The sequence below is a fragment of the Luteimonas sp. A537 genome (assembly GCF_054052065.1).
Genome location: NZ_JBSVRH010000003.1, coordinates 334,268 through 350,216, shown reverse-complemented (window position 1 = coordinate 350,216; position 15,949 = coordinate 334,268). Strand labels below are relative to the sequence as shown.

The 15,949-nt window shown below is 70.3% G+C and carries 13 protein-coding genes; 6 read left to right on the top strand and 7 right to left on the bottom strand.

Translation table 11 applies throughout. The annotated features are described in order from the left end of the window. Positions 1-5: 5 nt before the first annotated feature. From ACW7GZ_RS09185 to ACW7GZ_RS09170, 4 genes are all read right to left on the bottom strand, one after another. The gene (locus ACW7GZ_RS09185) at positions 6-446 is read right to left on the bottom strand and encodes a YbaN family protein (protein ID WP_457008887.1); all 441 of its coding nucleotides are present in this window, start codon (positions 444-446) and stop codon (positions 6-8) included. 263 nt (positions 447-709) lie between these two features. Beyond that, positions 710-2,929 (bottom strand): S9 family peptidase, encoded by a 2,220-nt coding sequence (locus ACW7GZ_RS09180; RefSeq protein ID WP_457008885.1) that lies wholly within the window; start codon positions 2,927-2,929, stop codon positions 710-712. A gap of 70 nt (positions 2,930-2,999) precedes the next feature. Continuing rightward, positions 3,000-5,108, bottom strand: coding sequence for a prolyl oligopeptidase family serine peptidase (locus ACW7GZ_RS09175; protein ID WP_457008884.1), 2,109 nt, complete (start codon positions 5,106-5,108; stop codon positions 3,000-3,002). Positions 5,109-5,182: 74 nt separating this feature from the next. Continuing rightward, positions 5,183-5,428: a hypothetical protein gene (locus ACW7GZ_RS09170; RefSeq protein ID WP_457008882.1), complete on the bottom strand. Its 246-nt coding sequence runs from the start codon at positions 5,426-5,428 to the stop codon at positions 5,183-5,185. A gap of 121 nt (positions 5,429-5,549) precedes the next feature. Here ACW7GZ_RS09170 and ACW7GZ_RS09165 point away from each other — a divergent pair, with 121 nt between their 5' ends. Further along, the gene (locus ACW7GZ_RS09165; RefSeq protein WP_457008880.1) at positions 5,550-6,173 is read left to right on the top strand and encodes a lipocalin family protein; all 624 of its coding nucleotides are present in this window, start codon (positions 5,550-5,552) and stop codon (positions 6,171-6,173) included. A 15-nt stretch (positions 6,174-6,188) separates the two neighbouring features. Here ACW7GZ_RS09165 and ACW7GZ_RS09160 read toward each other — a convergent pair whose 3' ends face one another. Together ACW7GZ_RS09160 and ACW7GZ_RS09155 are read right to left on the bottom strand one after the other, a co-directional pair. After that, on the bottom strand, positions 6,189-7,154 hold the full coding sequence (locus ACW7GZ_RS09160) for a helix-turn-helix transcriptional regulator (protein WP_457004516.1): 966 nt from the start codon (positions 7,152-7,154) through the stop codon (positions 6,189-6,191). A 7-nt stretch (positions 7,155-7,161) separates the two neighbouring features. Continuing rightward, positions 7,162-8,556, bottom strand: coding sequence for an FAD/NAD(P)-binding protein (locus tag ACW7GZ_RS09155; RefSeq protein ID WP_457004514.1), 1,395 nt, complete (start codon positions 8,554-8,556; stop codon positions 7,162-7,164). Positions 8,557-8,823: 267 nt separating this feature from the next. Between ACW7GZ_RS09155 and ACW7GZ_RS09150 the strand changes: the two genes are divergently transcribed. The 3 genes from ACW7GZ_RS09150 to ACW7GZ_RS09140 all read left to right on the top strand — a co-directional run bounded on the left by ACW7GZ_RS09150 (position 8,824) and on the right by ACW7GZ_RS09140 (position 12,266). Beyond that, on the top strand, positions 8,824-10,593 hold the full coding sequence (locus ACW7GZ_RS09150; protein ID WP_457004512.1) for an SLC13 family permease: 1,770 nt from the start codon (positions 8,824-8,826) through the stop codon (positions 10,591-10,593). A 7-nt stretch (positions 10,594-10,600) separates the two neighbouring features. Further along, a complete protein-coding gene (locus ACW7GZ_RS09145) occupies positions 10,601-11,503 on the top strand; it encodes a DmsC/YnfH family molybdoenzyme membrane anchor subunit (protein ID WP_457008878.1) in 903 nt (300 codons plus the stop codon). Positions 11,504-11,585: 82 nt separating this feature from the next. After that, a complete protein-coding gene (locus ACW7GZ_RS09140) occupies positions 11,586-12,266 on the top strand; it encodes a DUF481 domain-containing protein (RefSeq protein ID WP_457004509.1) in 681 nt (226 codons plus the stop codon). Here ACW7GZ_RS09140 and hemC read toward each other — a convergent pair. Then, the gene (hemC, locus tag ACW7GZ_RS09135; protein WP_457004507.1) at positions 12,263-13,177 is read right to left on the bottom strand and encodes a hydroxymethylbilane synthase; all 915 of its coding nucleotides are present in this window, start codon (positions 13,175-13,177) and stop codon (positions 12,263-12,265) included. The genes ACW7GZ_RS09140 and hemC overlap by 4 nt on opposite strands. 372 nt (positions 13,178-13,549) lie before the next feature. On the opposite strand from hemC, the gene ACW7GZ_RS09130 reads away from it, so the two are divergent. Together ACW7GZ_RS09130 and alr are read left to right on the top strand one after the other, a co-directional pair. Beyond that, positions 13,550-14,836, top strand: coding sequence for a D-amino acid dehydrogenase (locus ACW7GZ_RS09130; RefSeq protein WP_457008876.1), 1,287 nt, complete (start codon positions 13,550-13,552; stop codon positions 14,834-14,836). Continuing rightward, complete coding sequence (alr, locus tag ACW7GZ_RS09125) at positions 14,836-15,918, top strand: alanine racemase (protein WP_457004503.1); 1,083 nt, start codon at positions 14,836-14,838, stop codon at positions 15,916-15,918. Before ACW7GZ_RS09130 ends, alr begins: the two co-directional genes overlap by 1 nt. The last annotated feature ends 31 nt before the right edge of the window (positions 15,919-15,949 follow it).

Sequence of the window (15,949 nt, the reverse complement as noted above, 5' to 3'; positions counted from 1 at the left end):
GCAGTCTAGCGCGGCGGCTCCGGCCGCATCCACAGCCACGCACACACCGCGACCATGCAGGCGATCGGCAGCGCGATGGCCCACCAGCGCGCGTAGCCGGTCATCCAGGCCACGGCCAGCAGGATCAGCGCCGAGGCCGCCATGGCCCCCGTGGCCATCCACTTGGAGCGCCGGGTAACGGCGCCATGCTCGTGCCAGTCCCGGATCATCGGCCCGAAACCCGGGTGCGCCAGCAGCCAGCGATGCAGCCGCTCGGAGCCCTGGGCCGCCGCCCATGCGGAGAGCAGGATGAATGGCACCGTGGGCAGCCCGGGCAGCAGTACGCCGAGCAGCCCGAGGCCGAGCGCGGCGTAGGCCAGCAGCCACCACGCCCAGCGGAAGCGCACGGGCCGTGCGTCGGGCGGCGCGGCCCGGGGCGGCGTTGGCGTGCGGGAATGCTCATCCATCCCGCCATCATGCCTTTGGCAGCGCCGGGGCGCCCGCTGTTGCAGGAGCGGCCGTTGCAGGAGCGACCGTTGCAGGAGCTGCTTTTGTGGGAGCGGCTATAGCCGCGACGCCCTTTGGCCGCCAGCCCATTTCGCGGCTATAGCCGCTCCCACAAAAAGCAGGGATGGCGTCGCCGCGGCCATGCCCCACAAAAAGCAGGGATGGCGTCGCCGCGGCCATGCCACACGAAAGCACGGATGGGCAGTCGCAGCTGTAGCTGCTCCTACAGTGCCGGGGCGGGGTTCGCGGGGGGCGCCGGAGCCGGAGCCGCGGGTGCGTCGGCGGCGACGCCAAGCTGGTCGAGCATGAAGGCGTACATCTCCGCCAGCTCGCGGTAGCGGCGGAAGCGGCCCGACTTGCCGCCATGACCGGCGTCCATGTTGGTGCGGAACAGCACCGGCGCGCCCGAGGTGTTGAGGTCGCGCAGGCGGGCAACGTACTTCGCCGGCTCCCAGTACTGCACCTGCGAATCCCACAGGCCGGTGCCGATGAACATCGCCGGATAGGCCCTGGCCTCCAGATTGTCGTAGGGCGAGTACGTGACCATGTAGTCGTAGTCGGCCTTGCGCTCGGGATTGCCCCACTCGTCGTACTCGTTGGTGGTCAGCGGAATGCTGCGATCGAGCATCGTGGTGACCACGTCGACGAAGGGCACCTGCGACAGGATCAGCCGGTATTTTTCCGGCGCCATGTTCGAGATCGCGCCCATCAGCAGGCCGCCGGCACTGCCGCCGTAGGCGGCCACGCGGTTCTTCGACGCCCAGCCTTCGGCCACCAGATGGTCGGTGACGTCGATGAAGTCGGTGAAGGTATTGATCTTGTTCTGCAGCTTGCCGTCGTCGTACCACTTCCGGCCCATCTCCTGGCCGCCGCGGATGTGGGCGATGGCGTAGACCATGCCGCGGTCCAGCAGGCTGGTCGTGGTCAGGCTGTAACCCGGGTCCATCGACATGCCGTAGCTGCCGTAGGCGTACTGCAGCAGCGCCGCGGTGCCGTCCTTTTCGAAGCCCTTGCGGTAGACCAGCGACACCGGGATGCGGGTGCCGTCGCGGGCGGTGGCCCAGCTGCGCTCGGTGACGTACTTCGAGGGGTCGTAGCCGATCACCGGCTGCTGCTTCAACAGGCGACGCTCGCCGGTCCGCACGTTGAGCTCGTAGGTGGTGCCCGGCGTGGTCATCGAGGTATAGCCGTAGCGCAGCCACTCGGTGTCGGGTTCGGCGTTGACCGACAGGCCCATCGAGTACGCCGGTTCGTCCGCGGCGACGTACTCGTCGCCACCACCGGCCTTCAGCACGCGCACCCGCTCCAGGGCGTTGGAGCGCTCGGCGATCGCGGTGAAGCCGTCGAACAGCTCGTAGCCTTCCAGCAGCACGTCGTCGCGGTGCGCGATCCACTCCTTCCACTCCGCGCGCGAAGTGGCGGCGGTGGGCGCGGTGGCGATGCGGTAGTTCGGCGCCTTGTCGCCGTCGGCGCCGGGGGCATTGGTGAGGATCACCCAGCGGCCGTCGAAATGGTCGGCGTCGTACTCGACGTCACGCTCGCGCGGCGCAAGCACGGTGAATTCGCCCGGGTCGGAGGCCGGGGTGCAGCGCAGCTCGCTGGACACCGTGCTCTCCACGCCGATGCAGATGAAGCGTTCGTCGCGGGTGCGCGACAGTCCCATGTAGAAGCTGTCGTCTTCCTCTTCGTACACCAGCACGTCGTCGGCCACCGGGGTACCGAGCACGTGCTTCTTCACGCGCACGGTCAGCAGCGTGTCGGGGTCGTTCTCGACGTAGAACAGGGTCCTGTTGTCATCCGCCCAGGCCATGTCGGCGGACAGGCCGGGAATGGATTCCGGGTAATCCTTGCCGGTCTCCAGGTCGCGGAAGCGGATCGTGTACTGGCGTCGGCCGATGCTGTCGTCGGCCCAGGCCAGGGTGCGGTTGTCCGGGCTGACCTCGTACACGCCGACGCTGAAGTACTCCTTGCCCTCGGCCATGGCGTTGACGTCGAGCAGCACCTGCTCGGCGGCGAAATCGCCGGCTTCGTTCAGGCGCATGATCGCGGCGGCATCCAGGCCCTCGGCGTCCTTGCGGCGCGCGTGTACCGGGTAGTCCTTGCCGGCCTCGTAGCGCGAGTAGTACCACCAGCCATGCTCGCGGAAGGGCACGCTGGCATCGTCCTGCTTGATGCGGGCGATGAACTCGTCGTACAGCGCGTCCTCGACCGGCTTCAGCGGCGCCACCACCTGGTCGACGTAGGCGTTCTCGGCTTCGAGGTAGGCCAGCATGGCCTTGTCTTCGCGCGCGTCGTCACGCAGCCAGTAGTACTCGTCCTGGCGCACCGCGCCGTGCGGGGCACGGACCTCGTGGGCGCGCTTCTCGACGTCGGGCGGCGTGGGCGTGGCGGCGTGGCTGGTGAGGGTCATGAGCAGGAGGCCGGCAAGTGCGATGGGCTTCATTGGATGGGGTCCACGGGTGGCGGATGCAACCGGGGCGCCTTGCGGCGCCCCGGGGTCGTTGCTGGCGAGGTCAGTCGGCGTCGCGGCCGATCTGCTGCCAGAGGAAGGTCAGGTACAGCGCGTCCATGTGCGCGGCCTGCCTGTTGTTGGCCGCGCCGCCATGGCCACCTTCGATGTTCTCGTAGTAGCGCACGTCCTTGCCCGCTTCCGACATCAGCGCGTGCATCTTGCGGGCGTGGCCCGGGTGGACGCGGTCGTCGCGGGTCGAGGTCAGGATCAGGGTCGGCGGATAGTCCTTCGCTTCATCGAACAGATGGTAGGGCGAGAAGGTCTTGATGAACTCCCACTCCTCCGGGATGTCCGGGTTGCCGTACTCGGCCATCCACGAGGCGCCGGCCAGCAGCTTGTGGTAGCGCTGCATGTCGAGCAGCGGCACCTGGATCACGACCGCGCCGAACAGCTCCGGGTACTGCGTCAGCATGTTGCCGGTGAGGAGCCCGCCGTTGCTGCCGCCGCGGATGCCGAGGTGCGCGGGCGAGGTGATCTTGCGTTCGATCATGTCGCGTGCCACCGCGGCGAAGTCCTCGTAGGCCTTGTGGCGGTTGGCCTTGAGCGCGGCCTGGTGCCAGCGCGGGCCGTACTCGCCGCCGCCGCGGATATTGGCCACGGCATAGGTGCCGCCCTTCTCCAGCCAGCCCTTGCCGACGCCGCCGGAGTAGCCCGGCGTCAGCGAGATCTCGAAGCCGCCGTAGCCGTACAGCAGCGTCGGGTTGCTGCCATCCAGCGCCATGCCCTTGGGATGCACCAGGAAGTACGGGACCTTGGTACCGTCCTTGGAGGTGGCGAAGTGCTGTTCGATCACATGCTTCGATGCGTCGAAGAACGCCGGCATGGTCTTGAGCACTTCCGGCTTTCCGCCCACTTCCACCAGCGACAGCGTACTGGGCGTGAGGTAGTCGGTGACGGTCATCCACAGCGCGTCGGACTCGTCGCTGTCTACCGCCGAGACACCCACCGTGCCGATTTCGGGCGCGCCGGCGAACTCGCTGCGGGTCCAGCCGTCGGCGCCCGGCGTGAGCACGTGCAGCCGGTTCTTGACGTCGTCGAGCACGTTCAGCACCAGATGGCTCTTCGTGAACGTGGCGCCGGCCAGCGAGGTGGTGTCGGTGGGCTCGAACAACACGTCGAACTCGCGCTTGCCGGCCATGTAGTCGTCGAACTTCGCCGCCAGCAGCGAGCCCGCCTTGTAGGTCTTGCCGCCAATCTCCCAGGGTTCGCGCAGCTCGAGGCCGAGCCATTCGCGCTGCACCGACTTCTGCGCCGAGTTCGGCACGTCAACCTTCGTCAGGCTGCCGTCGTCTTCGCGCAGGTAGAGCTCGTCGTTGTAGAAAGCGATGGTGCGGATGACGAAGTCGCGCTCGAAGCCCGGCGTGTGGTCGTGCCCGGCGGAGATGTACATGTCATCGGCCTGGCCTTCGTAAACCACCGTGGCCGCATCCATCGGTGTGCCGCGCTTCCATTCCTTGGCGATACGCGGGTAGCCGGAGCTGGTCAGCGTGCCGTCGCCGAAATCGGTGAAGACATAGACCGTGTCGCGGTCGATCCACTGCAGCGCGCCCTTGGCCTCGTCGCGGAAGAAACCGTCCTCGACCCAGGTCTGCGTGGACAGGTCGAACTCGCGGGTGACGTCGGCGTCCGCGCCGCCGCGCGACAGCGCGACCAGGCAGCGCTCGTATTCAGGACGCAGGCAGTTGGCGCCGTGCCAGACCCAGTTCTCGCCCTCGGCCTTGTTGAGCGCGTCGAGATCGAGCACGGTCTCCCACTTGGGCTGCGGCTTGCGATACTCGTCCAGCGTGGTGCGGCGCCAGATGCCGCGCTCGTGCCTGCTGTCTTTCCAGAAGTTGTAGTACCAGTCGCCCTGCTTGTAGACGCCGGGGATCTTGTCGTCGGAGTCATAGACGGCGAGCAGGTCGGCCTCGAGCGCCTTGAAACCAGGCGTGTCGGCCAGTTCGGCCTCCGCCTTCGCGTTCTGTTCGCGGACCCAGGCGAGCTGCTTTTCGCCCTCTACGTCCTCGAGCCACTGGTATGGATCGGTCACTTCGGCGTCCTCCTGCGCGGTCGCGCCGAAGGAGGCAACGGCAAGCGCGGCAAACAGGCAGGCATAAGGCAGCTTGGACATGCGGCAGGCTCCGGCGGGTGGGCCGGCAACGCTAGCACAGGCCGCGAAGCGCGGACCCGGGCCGAATGTCTTGATCAGTCGCCGGCGCGCCGGCGGGCCACGGCCAGTGCCAGCCAGGCAGTGACGGGAAGGCCGGCCAGCCACAGCGGCACCCAGCCGAAGCTGGCGCTGTCGCCGCGCGCCTGCGGCAGCGAGAGCATGGCCACCAGGGCCAGGAACATCAGCGCCAGCACTCCGCGCGCCACCCAGTCCGGGCTGGCAGGCCCAGCGGCGGCGGCAAGGCGGACGGGGTGGAACCGGTGGCTTGTGCGTGGTGTCATGATGGCTCTCCAGAATGTGGAGCCCAGCCTGCAACCGCCCCATCTCAAGGACTGCGACCCTGGCATTGACGCCTCCTTCGCCGGCCCGCTGGCAGCCTGCCGCGGCACCACGGAATACGTGATGACCCAGCATTCCAGACGAGTTCCCTTCCAACGTCCTTCTGCCATCCGCGCTCTGTGCGCGCTTGTGCTGTGCCTGCTGCTGGCCGCCTGTGCCAGCGGGCGCGACGGCACCGCGGCCGGCGGCCGCGACGCCCGCATGCCGCCACTCGAAGTCCTGATGGGCGACTGGTACGTCGTGGCGCGGGTGCCGTGGTTCGGCGAACGCGGACAGGTCGCTTCCACCACCCATCTGGCGATGGCCGACGACGACCGGATCGAACTCGGCCGCCACTGGCGCGAGGGCTTCGGCCAGCCGCTGGAGTCCGCCAGCTCCACCGCCCGCCGCGACGGCCAGGGCGATCGCACCTGGAAAGTGCGCGCCTATGGCGTCGTGCCCACGCGGCTGCGCATGCTGGAAATGGCCACCGACGGCAGCTGGCTTCTGATCGACTCGCCCGGGCGCGACCACGCCTGGATCCTCACCCGGGCACAGCAGGTCGAAGACGAGGCCTATCTCGAACTCGAGCGGCGCATCCGCAGCCATGGCGTCAATACCGACCGGCTGCGCCGCGTGCCCCAGGTCCCGGAACAGGAGGGGCGGCTCGGCTTCGAGCCTGCCGCCAGCCCCACACCCGGCAGCTGAGGCGGGGGACGCGCCTCAGCGCTCGTAGTTCGACAGCGCCAGCTCGAGCAGCGACTTGGCCTGTTCGCGCAGCGACGGCGGCTCGAGGATTTCGGCGTCGCTGCCGTAGTGCAGCACGTCCATCAGCAGCTCGCGCGCGGCGCTGTAAGGCACCTTCAATTCGTAACGGCCGTCGGCGAGGTGGCGGCCCTGCTGCTGCGAGTGCCAGTGCTCGTCGGCCACCCAGCGCGCGGCCTTGGCGCTGAAGAGGATGGTCGCCACGCCCTTGGGCGCACCCGAGAAAATGCCGTAGCTGCCGCCGAGATGGCGGTCGAGCTCGCCCTCGTCGACGTCGATCGCGGCGTCTTCCAGCCCGCGCGCGTGGGTGACGCGGTCGACCGAAAAGCTGCGCAGGCCGTCGCGTTCGTGGTCCCAGGCATCGAGGTACCAGTTGTCGCGGTAGTGGGTGATGCGCTGCGGCGACACGGTGCGCCGGGTTTTCTCATCGGTCGAGCGCGCACGGTATTCGAAGGCCAGGCGCTTGCGCCCGAGCACCGCCGAACACACCGCGCGGAACGCCTGTTCATCCAGGCGCCGGGTGCGGTGCGGGATCACGCGCACGCGCTCCATCGGCCACTGCTTGCCGCTGGCGTGCTCGCTCAGCAGCTTCTCGATGCGCGACTGCAGCGGCGCCAGCGCCGAGGACAGGACGCCACCGCTGCTGCGCGACAGGAGCTGCTTCGCGGCCAGCAGCGCGTGCAGTTCTTCGGAACTCAGCCACAGGCCCGGCAGTTCGAAGCGGCCGCTCTCTTCAGCGTCGTAGCGGATGCCGGCATCGTCGCCCACGATCGGCGCCATCAGCGCGTCGCGCAGGAAGGCCACGTCGCGGTAGACGGTGGCACGCGAGCAGTCCAGCTCCTCCTGCAGGCGCGCGACCGTGACCGGATAGCGCGCAGAGCCGAGGATGCGGTGCAGCGAGAGGATGCGTTCGTAGCGGTCCATGGCCCGATTATGGCCCGGTCGCGTCGAGATGGGCGCGCACCGCGCCGGCGACGTCCAGCGCCTGGCCGCGAAGCTCGGGCATGGCGATGCTTTCCCAGAGGTCGCCCACCCGCAGCGCCCCCAGGGTCCAGAGTCCCGGCACCGGCGCGCCGTCGGCGCCGAGGGGAACGCCGTCGGCCGCGGTTGCCGCACCGATGCGATGCGGCCCGGGACGCAGCAGCCCGCGTCCGCACAGCCGCGCCAGCAGCCCGTCGCCGACATCGATCCGCTTGTCCACGCCGAGCGCATTGACCAGCACGTCGGCCTCGAAGCGCTCCAGGCCGTCGCGACCGCGCGGACGCCAGGTGATGCCGGGCCGGGGTCCGCCATCGACCACCACCAGCCGGCCGGCCAGCCTCCGCAACTGCCCGGACGCGGTGGCTGCGTCCAGCTGCCGCGCGACCTCCGGAGCGATGCGGTGGCGGTGCACGTCCCAATGGCGAACCAGGTGGCGCAGGAAGCGTCGCTGCCCGGCTGCGTCCAGGCTGGTCCACAGCGCCTGGACGTGGGGCCTCAGCGCATCCATCACCGCCTGCCAGGGCCGACCCTGCGCCTGCTCGCGCGCGACCACGCGGCGGACTGCGCGCAGCCGGGCGCGCAGGTCCGGCTCGTCCAGCAGGCCGGCGATTTCCACGTCCGACGGCGGCGCCGGCTCGGCATGTGGCAGCGGCACCAGTCCGCGCCGGGACAGCGAAGTGATGCGCCCACGATGTCCGTTGGCACACAGGCCCAGGACCACGTCGACCATGCTCAGCCCGGCGCCGAGGATGCAGACATCGGCATCCGGCGGGATCGCCGCGACCCCGGCATAGTCCCAGGCTTCGACCACGGCCATCCCGCTTGCGGCCCCGCCGTCGGCCACCGGCAGCCTCGCGGGACGGTTGCCCACCGCCAGCACCACCGCCCGCGCCCGCAGCCGGCCGCCCGACGCCAGCACCACCTCGAAGCCGTCCTCTAGCGGCACCACGTCCACGGCGGCATCGGTGATCCGGCTCAAGCGCTCCAGCCCCGGACGGCCTCCAGCCAGCGCCGCCAGGTAGCGCGCATAGACCATGCGCGGCATGAACCGCGCGCCGAGCGTGGCCGGTTCCTGTCCGGCATGCTCGGGCAGGCCCTCCAGGAAGCGGACGAAATCCCACGGGCTGTCGCCGAACGCGCTCATGCCGGCGGCACGCACGTTCAACAGGTGCTCGGGGTGCCGGGTGGAATACGCGACGCCTTCGGCCATGGCCGGCCGCGCTTCGACCAGGGCCACGGTGTGCGGGCATGCACCGTCGCCGAGCAGATGGGTCGCGACCAGCGCGCCGCTGGCGCCACCGCCGACCACGACGACGTCGAACCGGGAAGGGTCTGGGCTGGACAAGCGGTGCCTCGCAGGGCGGGAACAGGACGCCAGTATCCCACCCGCGCGTGACGCGCATCCATGCCCTCGTCCGCCAGCGGTGGCACCCTGTGCCGTCGACATTGCACCTCCACGGCCTGCGGATATCCTGACCTCCTGCGCGCCGGCTCCCACCGGAGGTGAAATGCGCGTCCCCTGGGCCCGAGAGAATGGAATGCCTCTGAACCTGCTGGTGAGCATCGCCGCGATGACCATGCTTCCGCCGCTCGGCCAAGGAGCGCGCCGCCCATGACTCCGGACATGCTGCTCACCTTCCTGGTGCTTGCCGGCGCGGTCGCGCTGTTCATCAGCGAAAAAATGCCGCCTGAAGTGGTGGCGATGCTGGTCCTGGCCGCGCTGCTCACCCTGCGCCTGGTCAGCACCGAGGAAGCGCTGTCGGGCTTCAGCAGTCCGGCCACGGTGACCGTGGCTGCGATGTTCGTGCTCAGCGCCGGGCTGCAGCAGAGCGGGTCTCTGAACCGCTTGGGCGAAACCATCGCGCGCATCCGCTGGGGCTGGCTGCTGGCGCTGGTGATGATGCTGCTGACCGCGGCGGTGTCGGCGTTCATCAACAACACCGCCGCAGTCGCGGTGTTCCTGCCGCTGATCATCGCCGCGGCGGTGGCCAACAATCTTCCGCCGTCGAAGTTCCTGATCCCGCTGTCGTACGCGGCCCAGTTCGGCGGTGTGTGCACGTTGATCGGTACCTCCACCAACCTGCTTGTCGATTCCATGGCGCGGCAGGCGGGGCACGAAGGTTTCACCATCTTCGAGTTCAGCAGTCTGGGCATCATTTTCGTGGTGGTCGGCACCGTCTACCTGATGATCGCGCGCCACTTCCTGCTGCCCGACCTCGGCGTGCCGCAGCAGGCCGACAGCGGCCATGCCGGCCGCTACGTCGCCGAGCTGCTGGTGCCGGAAAAGTCGAGCGCGATCGGCAAGCGGGGCAGCGAACTGCTGCCCGACGACAGCGGCGACGTGGTGGTGCTGGAGATCTACCGCGGCCGCGCCGCAGTGCCCTCGCCGCGGGGCACCGGGATCGAGGCCGGCGACCGCCTGATGGTGCGCGGCAACTGGACCGACATCGAGGCCGCGCGGCGCAAGCTCAAGCTGCGCCATGACGACGTAGCCGGCGACCTCGAGGGCGACGACGAGGACGAGCGCGTGCACGCCGAAGTGATGGTGGCGCCAAGCTCGCACCTCATCGGCCACACCCTGGCCAGCCTGCGCTTCGCCCATACCTACCATGCCCGCGTGCAGGGCCTGCACCGCCACCGCCTGTCCTCCAGGCAGCCGCTGGATCGCGTACCGCTGGCCGTCGGCGACGTGCTGCTGCTTGATGCGCCGGAAAGCGCGCTCGACCTGATGCGCGCCGACCCCGGCCTGGTGGTGCTGGGCGAGCGCGAGCAGACCCGCACCTCCATCCGCCGCTCGCTGCTGGCGCTGGGCATCCTGACCGCCGTGGTCGCCGTGGCCGCCGCGGGGCTGATGAGCATCGTCGCCTCGGCGATCATCGGCTGCTGCATGCTGCTGCTGCTGCGCGTGCTGGAGCCGGAAGATGCGTACGCCGCCATCGACTGGCGCGTAGTGCTGCTGCTGGCCGGCGTGCTGCCGCTGGGCATCGCCCTGCAGAACAGCGGCGCCGCGGCGCTGGTCGCGGATTTTTCGATCGGCCTGTTCGGAGGCTTCGGGCCGGTCGCAACCCTGGCGGTGATCTACGTACTGACCTCGGCCCTGACCGAGATCATGAGCAACAACGCTTCGGCGGCCGTGGTGGTGCCGATCGCGATCGCCACCGCCGAGTCGCTCGGCCTCGACAGCAAGCCCTTCCTGGTCGCGGTCGCCTTCGCCGCGTCCACCAGCTTCGCCACGCCCATCAGCTACCAGACCAACACCATGGTCTACGCCGCCGGCGGCTACCGCTTCCGCGACTTCGTGAAAGTCGGGCTGCCCCTGAACATCATTTTCATCGTGATGGCCGTGGTGCTGATCCCGCGCTACTTCCCCTTCAGCGCTTGAGCCTGCCGTGACCGACCTGCCATCACCACCGCCGGATCCGATGCAACCGGCCCTGTCCGCCATGGTCTTCAACACCCTGTCCGGCGCCGGCTACGGCCTGCTGGCCTGGTCGGGCCTGACCATCACCATGCTGGCGCTGCGCGGCGGCCTGTCGCCGGCGTTGGAAGGCGTGCAGCTGGCCGGCCTTGGCCTGGGCCTGCTGCTCTCGACCATCGGCCTGCCCTGCTGGCTGGCCCGCTTGGGCAAGTCCGGCCGCGCCTGGCGCGCCTTCAGCCAGTGGCGCAGCTCGTGGCTGTCGCGCGAGGGCATGCTGGCGGTGGCCACCGCGCCGACGGCCGCCGCCACGATGGCGCTGCTGCTGTGGATGCCATCCGGCGCCACGCGCGCCGCTTGGCTGGCCTGCCTGGGCCTGCTGCTGGCCGTGCTGGCACTGGCCACCGTGGCCTGCACGGCGATGAGCTACGCCGCGCTGAAGCCGATCCCGGCGTGGCGGCATCCACTGGTGCTGCCGGTGTACCTGCTGTTCGCGCTGCTGACCGGATTGGCCCTGCAGCTGGTGACCATGGCGGCGATGCTGCGCGGCCAGGGTCCGGCCGGGATGCTGCCGACGCTGGTGCTGTCGGGACTGGTGCTGGCGGTGCTCAAATGGCTGTACTGGCGCGCCCTCGACGCCGCCGCCGCGCCGGCCACCCGCGACGACGCGGCCGGCCGGCAGGCGGCGCGGCTGCGCCGGGCGGCGCTGGCCGGGCTGGTCGCGGCACCACTGCTGGCCACGCTGCTGGTGGCGCTTGGCTGGATCCCGGCGCTGGCGGCCACCCTGCTGGCGGCGCTTGGGCTGCTGGCGGGCGCCTTCGCCGAACGCTGGCTGCTCTTCGCCCAGGCCCGCCACGAGGTCAGCGCCCATTGCTGAACCGGACCGTGGCCGCCGTCTTGGAACGGCCACCGATGCCCGCGATAATGGCGCGATGTAACCGTTTCCACCGGACCGACCCATGCTCGCGGCCCTCTGGCTGGCGCTCGCCGCCCCGCCCGTCTTCATCCAGCCCTTGCCGGAATCCCCGGGCGAGCCGGCGATGGTCGCCCTGGCGGCGGGCCGCGCCGACCTGCGCCGCCCCTGCTACCGCCTGGTCTGCGAGGACGCCGCCTGGCAGCCACCGACCCGGTTCACGCGCATCCGGCAGCCCAAAGTGCCCGGAAGCGTCGACCCGCTGGTGCCGATGCGCCTGCCGGCGATCGCCGCGCGCCGCTACCCGCTGTACTCGCCGGCCTCGCGCCGCGACTGGCGGATCAACCACGGCAGCCACTCGCGCTTCACCGCGGGCTTCGGCTACGAGGCCGTGCGCACGCCGGACACCAACGTGAAACTGGAGTTCGGCACCGGCTACCGCCTGCAACCCTACGCCGACTACGGCACCGCCGGCGAAGGCATGATCGCCCGCGGCAGGCTCGAACTGCGCCAGAGCATCGCCGAGCGCGCCCTGCTCACCCAGAACCTGCTGGTCGAAACCGGCAGGTTCAACACCACCACCCGGCAGGTGATCGGCCTGGACCTGAAGCTGCAGAACCAGTGGACGCTGCATTCGAACTTCGAGCTGCGGCATGACAGCGCCGGCAATGGCGGCAGCGGCGCGACCAACACCGAAGGCTCGATGAACCTTCGCTACCGCTTCTAGCTGGCCGGCAGGAACTCCCCGGCGCCGCCGGCCAGCAGCTTCGCCGCGACCTCGCTGCCCAGTGCCTCCGGCTCCGACGCCGGCCCTTCAGCCTCTGCCCGCACCGCGCGCCCGTCGCTTGCGGAGCCCACCAGTGCCTGCAGCCGCAGCAGGTCTCCGTCCAGCTGCGCGAACGCCGCCACCGGCACGTGGCAGCTGCCGTGCAGCGCCAGGTTCAGCGCGCGCTCCGCGGACGCACTGGTGCGCGTGGGCGCATGGTCCAGCCCGCGGCACAGCGCCATGACCGCCTCATCGTCGCCGCGGCACTCGATCGCGATCACGCCCTGCGCCGGCGCCGGCAGCCACTCCGGCGCGTCCAGGCGCGCGCGGATGCGTTCGCCCAGGCCCAAGCGCTCCAGGCCCGCGCAGGCGAGGATGATCGCGTCGTACTCGCCGGCATCCAGCTTCGCCAGCCGCGTGTTGACGTTGCCGCGCAGGTCGCGGATCTCGAGGTCCGGCCGCAGCGCGCGCAGCTGCGCCTGCCGGCGCAGCGACGAGGTGCCGACGCAGGCGCCCGGCGGCAGCGCATCGAAGGTCGCGAACTGGCTGCTGATGAAGGCGTCGGCGTGGTCGGCGCGCTCGAGGAAGGCCGGCAGCGCGAACGGCGCGTCGACCTCCATCGGCACGTCCTTGAGCGAATGCACCGCGCAGTCGGCCTCGCCGCGCAGCATCGCCAACTCCAGCTCCTTCAGGAACAGGCCCTTGCCGCCGATCGCCGCCAGCGAGCGGTCCAGCACTTCGTCGCCGCGGGTGGACATGGGCACGAGTTCGACCCTCAGGCCGGGGTGCGCGGCGCGCAGCAGCTCGGCAACGTGTTCGCTCTGCCAGAGGGCGAGCGGGCTTTTGCGGGTGGCGATGCGGAGGGTGGTCATGGGGCCATTATCGCCCGCGCCGCCGACGTGCGTGGCGTGCCGGTGTCGGCCTTCGTCCGCGACCCGGCATGGCGGATTCGCGCAGTCAGTAGTTGCCGTTGGGGAAGGCCTGAAGCGGCACGTGACCATGATCGCGCGCGAAATCGCCGCGAACTGAGTCGCGCTTAGCCTAGAACTGCCGCAGCACCTCGCGAGCGGCGCCACGCAGCGGCGGCTGACCTCCAGCGGCTGTGCGTCATGGCGGAGGGTGGTCACCGCGCCATTACTCCCTTCCGCACGAGCCACCGTGGATTCCGATCCATATACTGGCGGATTCCATGAACCCGCCGGCCACGCCGCCCCCTGGCCGACCCGCCCGACCGAGTCAATCCAATGCGTATCCTGATCCTGGGCTCCGGTGTGATCGGCGTGACCAGCGCGTGGTATCTGCGGCAACAGGGGCACGACGTCGTCGTCATCGACCGCGCGTCCGGGCCCGCGATGGAAACCAGCTTTGCCAATGCCGGCCAGGTGTCGCCCGGCTACGCCTCGCCCTGGCCCGCGCCGGGCATCCCGCTGAAAGCGGTGGGCTGGCTGCTGTCGCGGCACGCACCGCTGGCGATCCGGCCAACGGCCGACCCCGCACAGTACCGCTGGATGTGGCAGATGCTGCGCAACTGCACCCATCACCGCTATGCCATCAGCAAGGCGCGGATGGTGCGGCTTGCCGAGTACAGCCGTGCCTGCCTGGAGGACCTGCGCCGCGACACCGGCATCGCGTACGAGGAGCGCACGCTCGGCACCACGCAGCTGTTCCGCACGCAGGCGCAGCTCGACGGTGCCGCCAAGGACATCGCGATCCTGCGCCAGTACGGCGTGCCCTATGAACTCCTCGACCGCGCGGGCATTGTCCGCGTGGAGCCGGCGCTGGCCGCGGTCGCCGACACGCTGGCCGGCGCGCTGCGCCTGCCGGGCGACGAAACCGGCGACGGCCACCTGTTCGCCACCAGGCTGGCAGCGATGGCCGAGGCCGCAGGCGTCGAGTTCCGCTACGGGCAGGACGTCGAAGCCCTGCTTGGCGACGGTGATCGCATCTCCGGCGTGCGCATCCAGGGCCGGACCGAAACCGCCGACCGCTACGTGCTCGCGCTGGGCGCGTGGTCGCAGCGCCTGCTGGCGCCGATCGGCATCCGCCTGCCGGTGTACCCGCTCAAGGGTTACTCCCTGACCATCCCGATCACGAACCCCGGGCTGGCGCCGCACTCGACCGTGCTCGACGAAAGCTACAAGGTCGCCATCACCCGCTTCGACGAGCGCATCCGCGTCGGCGGCATGGCCGAGGTCAGCGGCTATGACCTGTCGCTGCCGAAGCGCCGCCGCGACACCCTGGAGATGGTGGTGAAGAGCCTGTATCCCGACGGCGGCGACCTCGCCAACGCCAGCTTCTGGAGCGGCCTGCGCCCGTCCACACCGGATGGCCCGCCCGTCGTCGGCCCCACGGCGTACCGCAACCTGCTGCTCAACACCGGCCACGGCACCCTGGGCTGGACGATGGCCTGTGGCTCGGGCCGCTACCTGGCCGACCTGGTCGACGGCCGTGCGCCCGCGATCGACAGTGAAGGCCTCGACATCTCCCGCTACGGGCGGGCCTGGCCCGCCGCTCCGACGGGGCTGCGCTGATGCGTCCTGCGCGCGCCACCATCGACCTCGACGCCCTGCGCCACAACTACCGCCACGCGCGAACGCTGGGCGGCGGCAAGGCGCTGGCCGTGGTCAAGGCCGACGCCTACGGGCACGGCGCCGTGGCCTGCGCACGCGCGCTCGACGGCGAAGCCGACGGCTTCGGCGTGGCCTGCATCGAGGAGGCGATCGAGCTGCGCGAGGCTGGCATCCGCGCGCCCATCCTGCTGCTGGAAGGCTTCTTCGACGCCGACGAGCTGCCGCTGATCGAACGGCATGCGCTGTGGTCGGTGGTGGCCTCGCCGTGGCAAGTGGACGTGCTCGAGCGCCATCCGCTGCGCGAGCCGCTGCCGGTCTGGCTGAAGCTCGACTCGGGCATGCATCGCCTGGGCCTCGCACCCGGGGACTATCCCGATGCCTGGCGGCGCCTGCGCGCGCTTCCCTGGGTGGGCGACATGGTCGCGATGAGCCACTTCTCGCGCGCCGATGAACTTGGCCAGCCCAGTACGCCCGCGCAGCTGGCCACCTTCGACGCGGTGCTGGCGCGGCTTCCGCCCGGCACCACCACCAGTCTTGCCAACTCCGCCGCGCTGATGGCCTGGCCAGCGGCACGCGGCGGCTGGGTGCGCCCCGGCCTGATGCTCTATGGCTCGCACATGCTCGATGCGCCGTGCGCGGAGGCCGAGCCGCTGCGCGCGGTGATGGCGCTGGCATCCAAGGTCATCGCCGTGCGCGAGCTCGCCGCGGGCGAACCGATCGGCTACGCGGGTGCCTTCATCACCTCGCGCCCGACGCGCGTGGGCGTGGTCGCTGCCGGCTATGCCGACGGCTATCCGCAGTACGCGACCTCGGGCACTCCGGTGATCATCGACGGCCAGCCGGGCGAGCTGATCGGGCGCGTCTCGATGGACATGCTGACCGTGGACCTGACCGACCACCCCGGTGCCGGCATCGGCAGCGATATCGAACTGTGGGGCGCGCGCTTGTCGGTCGCCGAGGTCGCGGCGCGCAGCGGGAACAGCCCGTACCGGCTGCTGACGGGGCTGAAGCGCGCGCAGCGGCAGGTGGTCGAGCGCTCCTGAGCCCGGTTGCGCACGGGCCATGCCCGGCGCC

Coding starts and splice junctions, on each gene's coding strand:
- ACW7GZ_RS09185 (WP_457008887.1), bottom strand. CDS start 446: ATGGATGAGCATTCCCGCACGCCAACGCCGCCCCGGGCCGCGCCGCCC.
- ACW7GZ_RS09180 (WP_457008885.1), bottom strand. CDS start 2,929: ATGAAGCCCATCGCACTTGCCGGCCTCCTGCTCATGACCCTCACCAGC.
- ACW7GZ_RS09175 (WP_457008884.1), bottom strand. CDS start 5,108: ATGTCCAAGCTGCCTTATGCCTGCCTGTTTGCCGCGCTTGCCGTTGCC.
- ACW7GZ_RS09170 (WP_457008882.1), bottom strand. CDS start 5,428: ATGACACCACGCACAAGCCACCGGTTCCACCCCGTCCGCCTTGCCGCC.
- ACW7GZ_RS09165 (WP_457008880.1), top strand. CDS start 5,550: ATGACCCAGCATTCCAGACGAGTTCCCTTCCAACGTCCTTCTGCCATC.
- ACW7GZ_RS09160 (WP_457004516.1), bottom strand. CDS start 7,154: ATGGACCGCTACGAACGCATCCTCTCGCTGCACCGCATCCTCGGCTCT.
- ACW7GZ_RS09150 (WP_457004512.1), top strand. CDS start 8,824: ATGACTCCGGACATGCTGCTCACCTTCCTGGTGCTTGCCGGCGCGGTC.
- ACW7GZ_RS09140 (WP_457004509.1), top strand. CDS start 11,586: ATGCTCGCGGCCCTCTGGCTGGCGCTCGCCGCCCCGCCCGTCTTCATC.
- hemC (WP_457004507.1), bottom strand. CDS start 13,177: ATGACCACCCTCCGCATCGCCACCCGCAAAAGCCCGCTCGCCCTCTGG.
- ACW7GZ_RS09130 (WP_457008876.1), top strand. CDS start 13,550: ATGCGTATCCTGATCCTGGGCTCCGGTGTGATCGGCGTGACCAGCGCG.
- alr (WP_457004503.1), top strand. CDS start 14,836: ATGCGTCCTGCGCGCGCCACCATCGACCTCGACGCCCTGCGCCACAAC.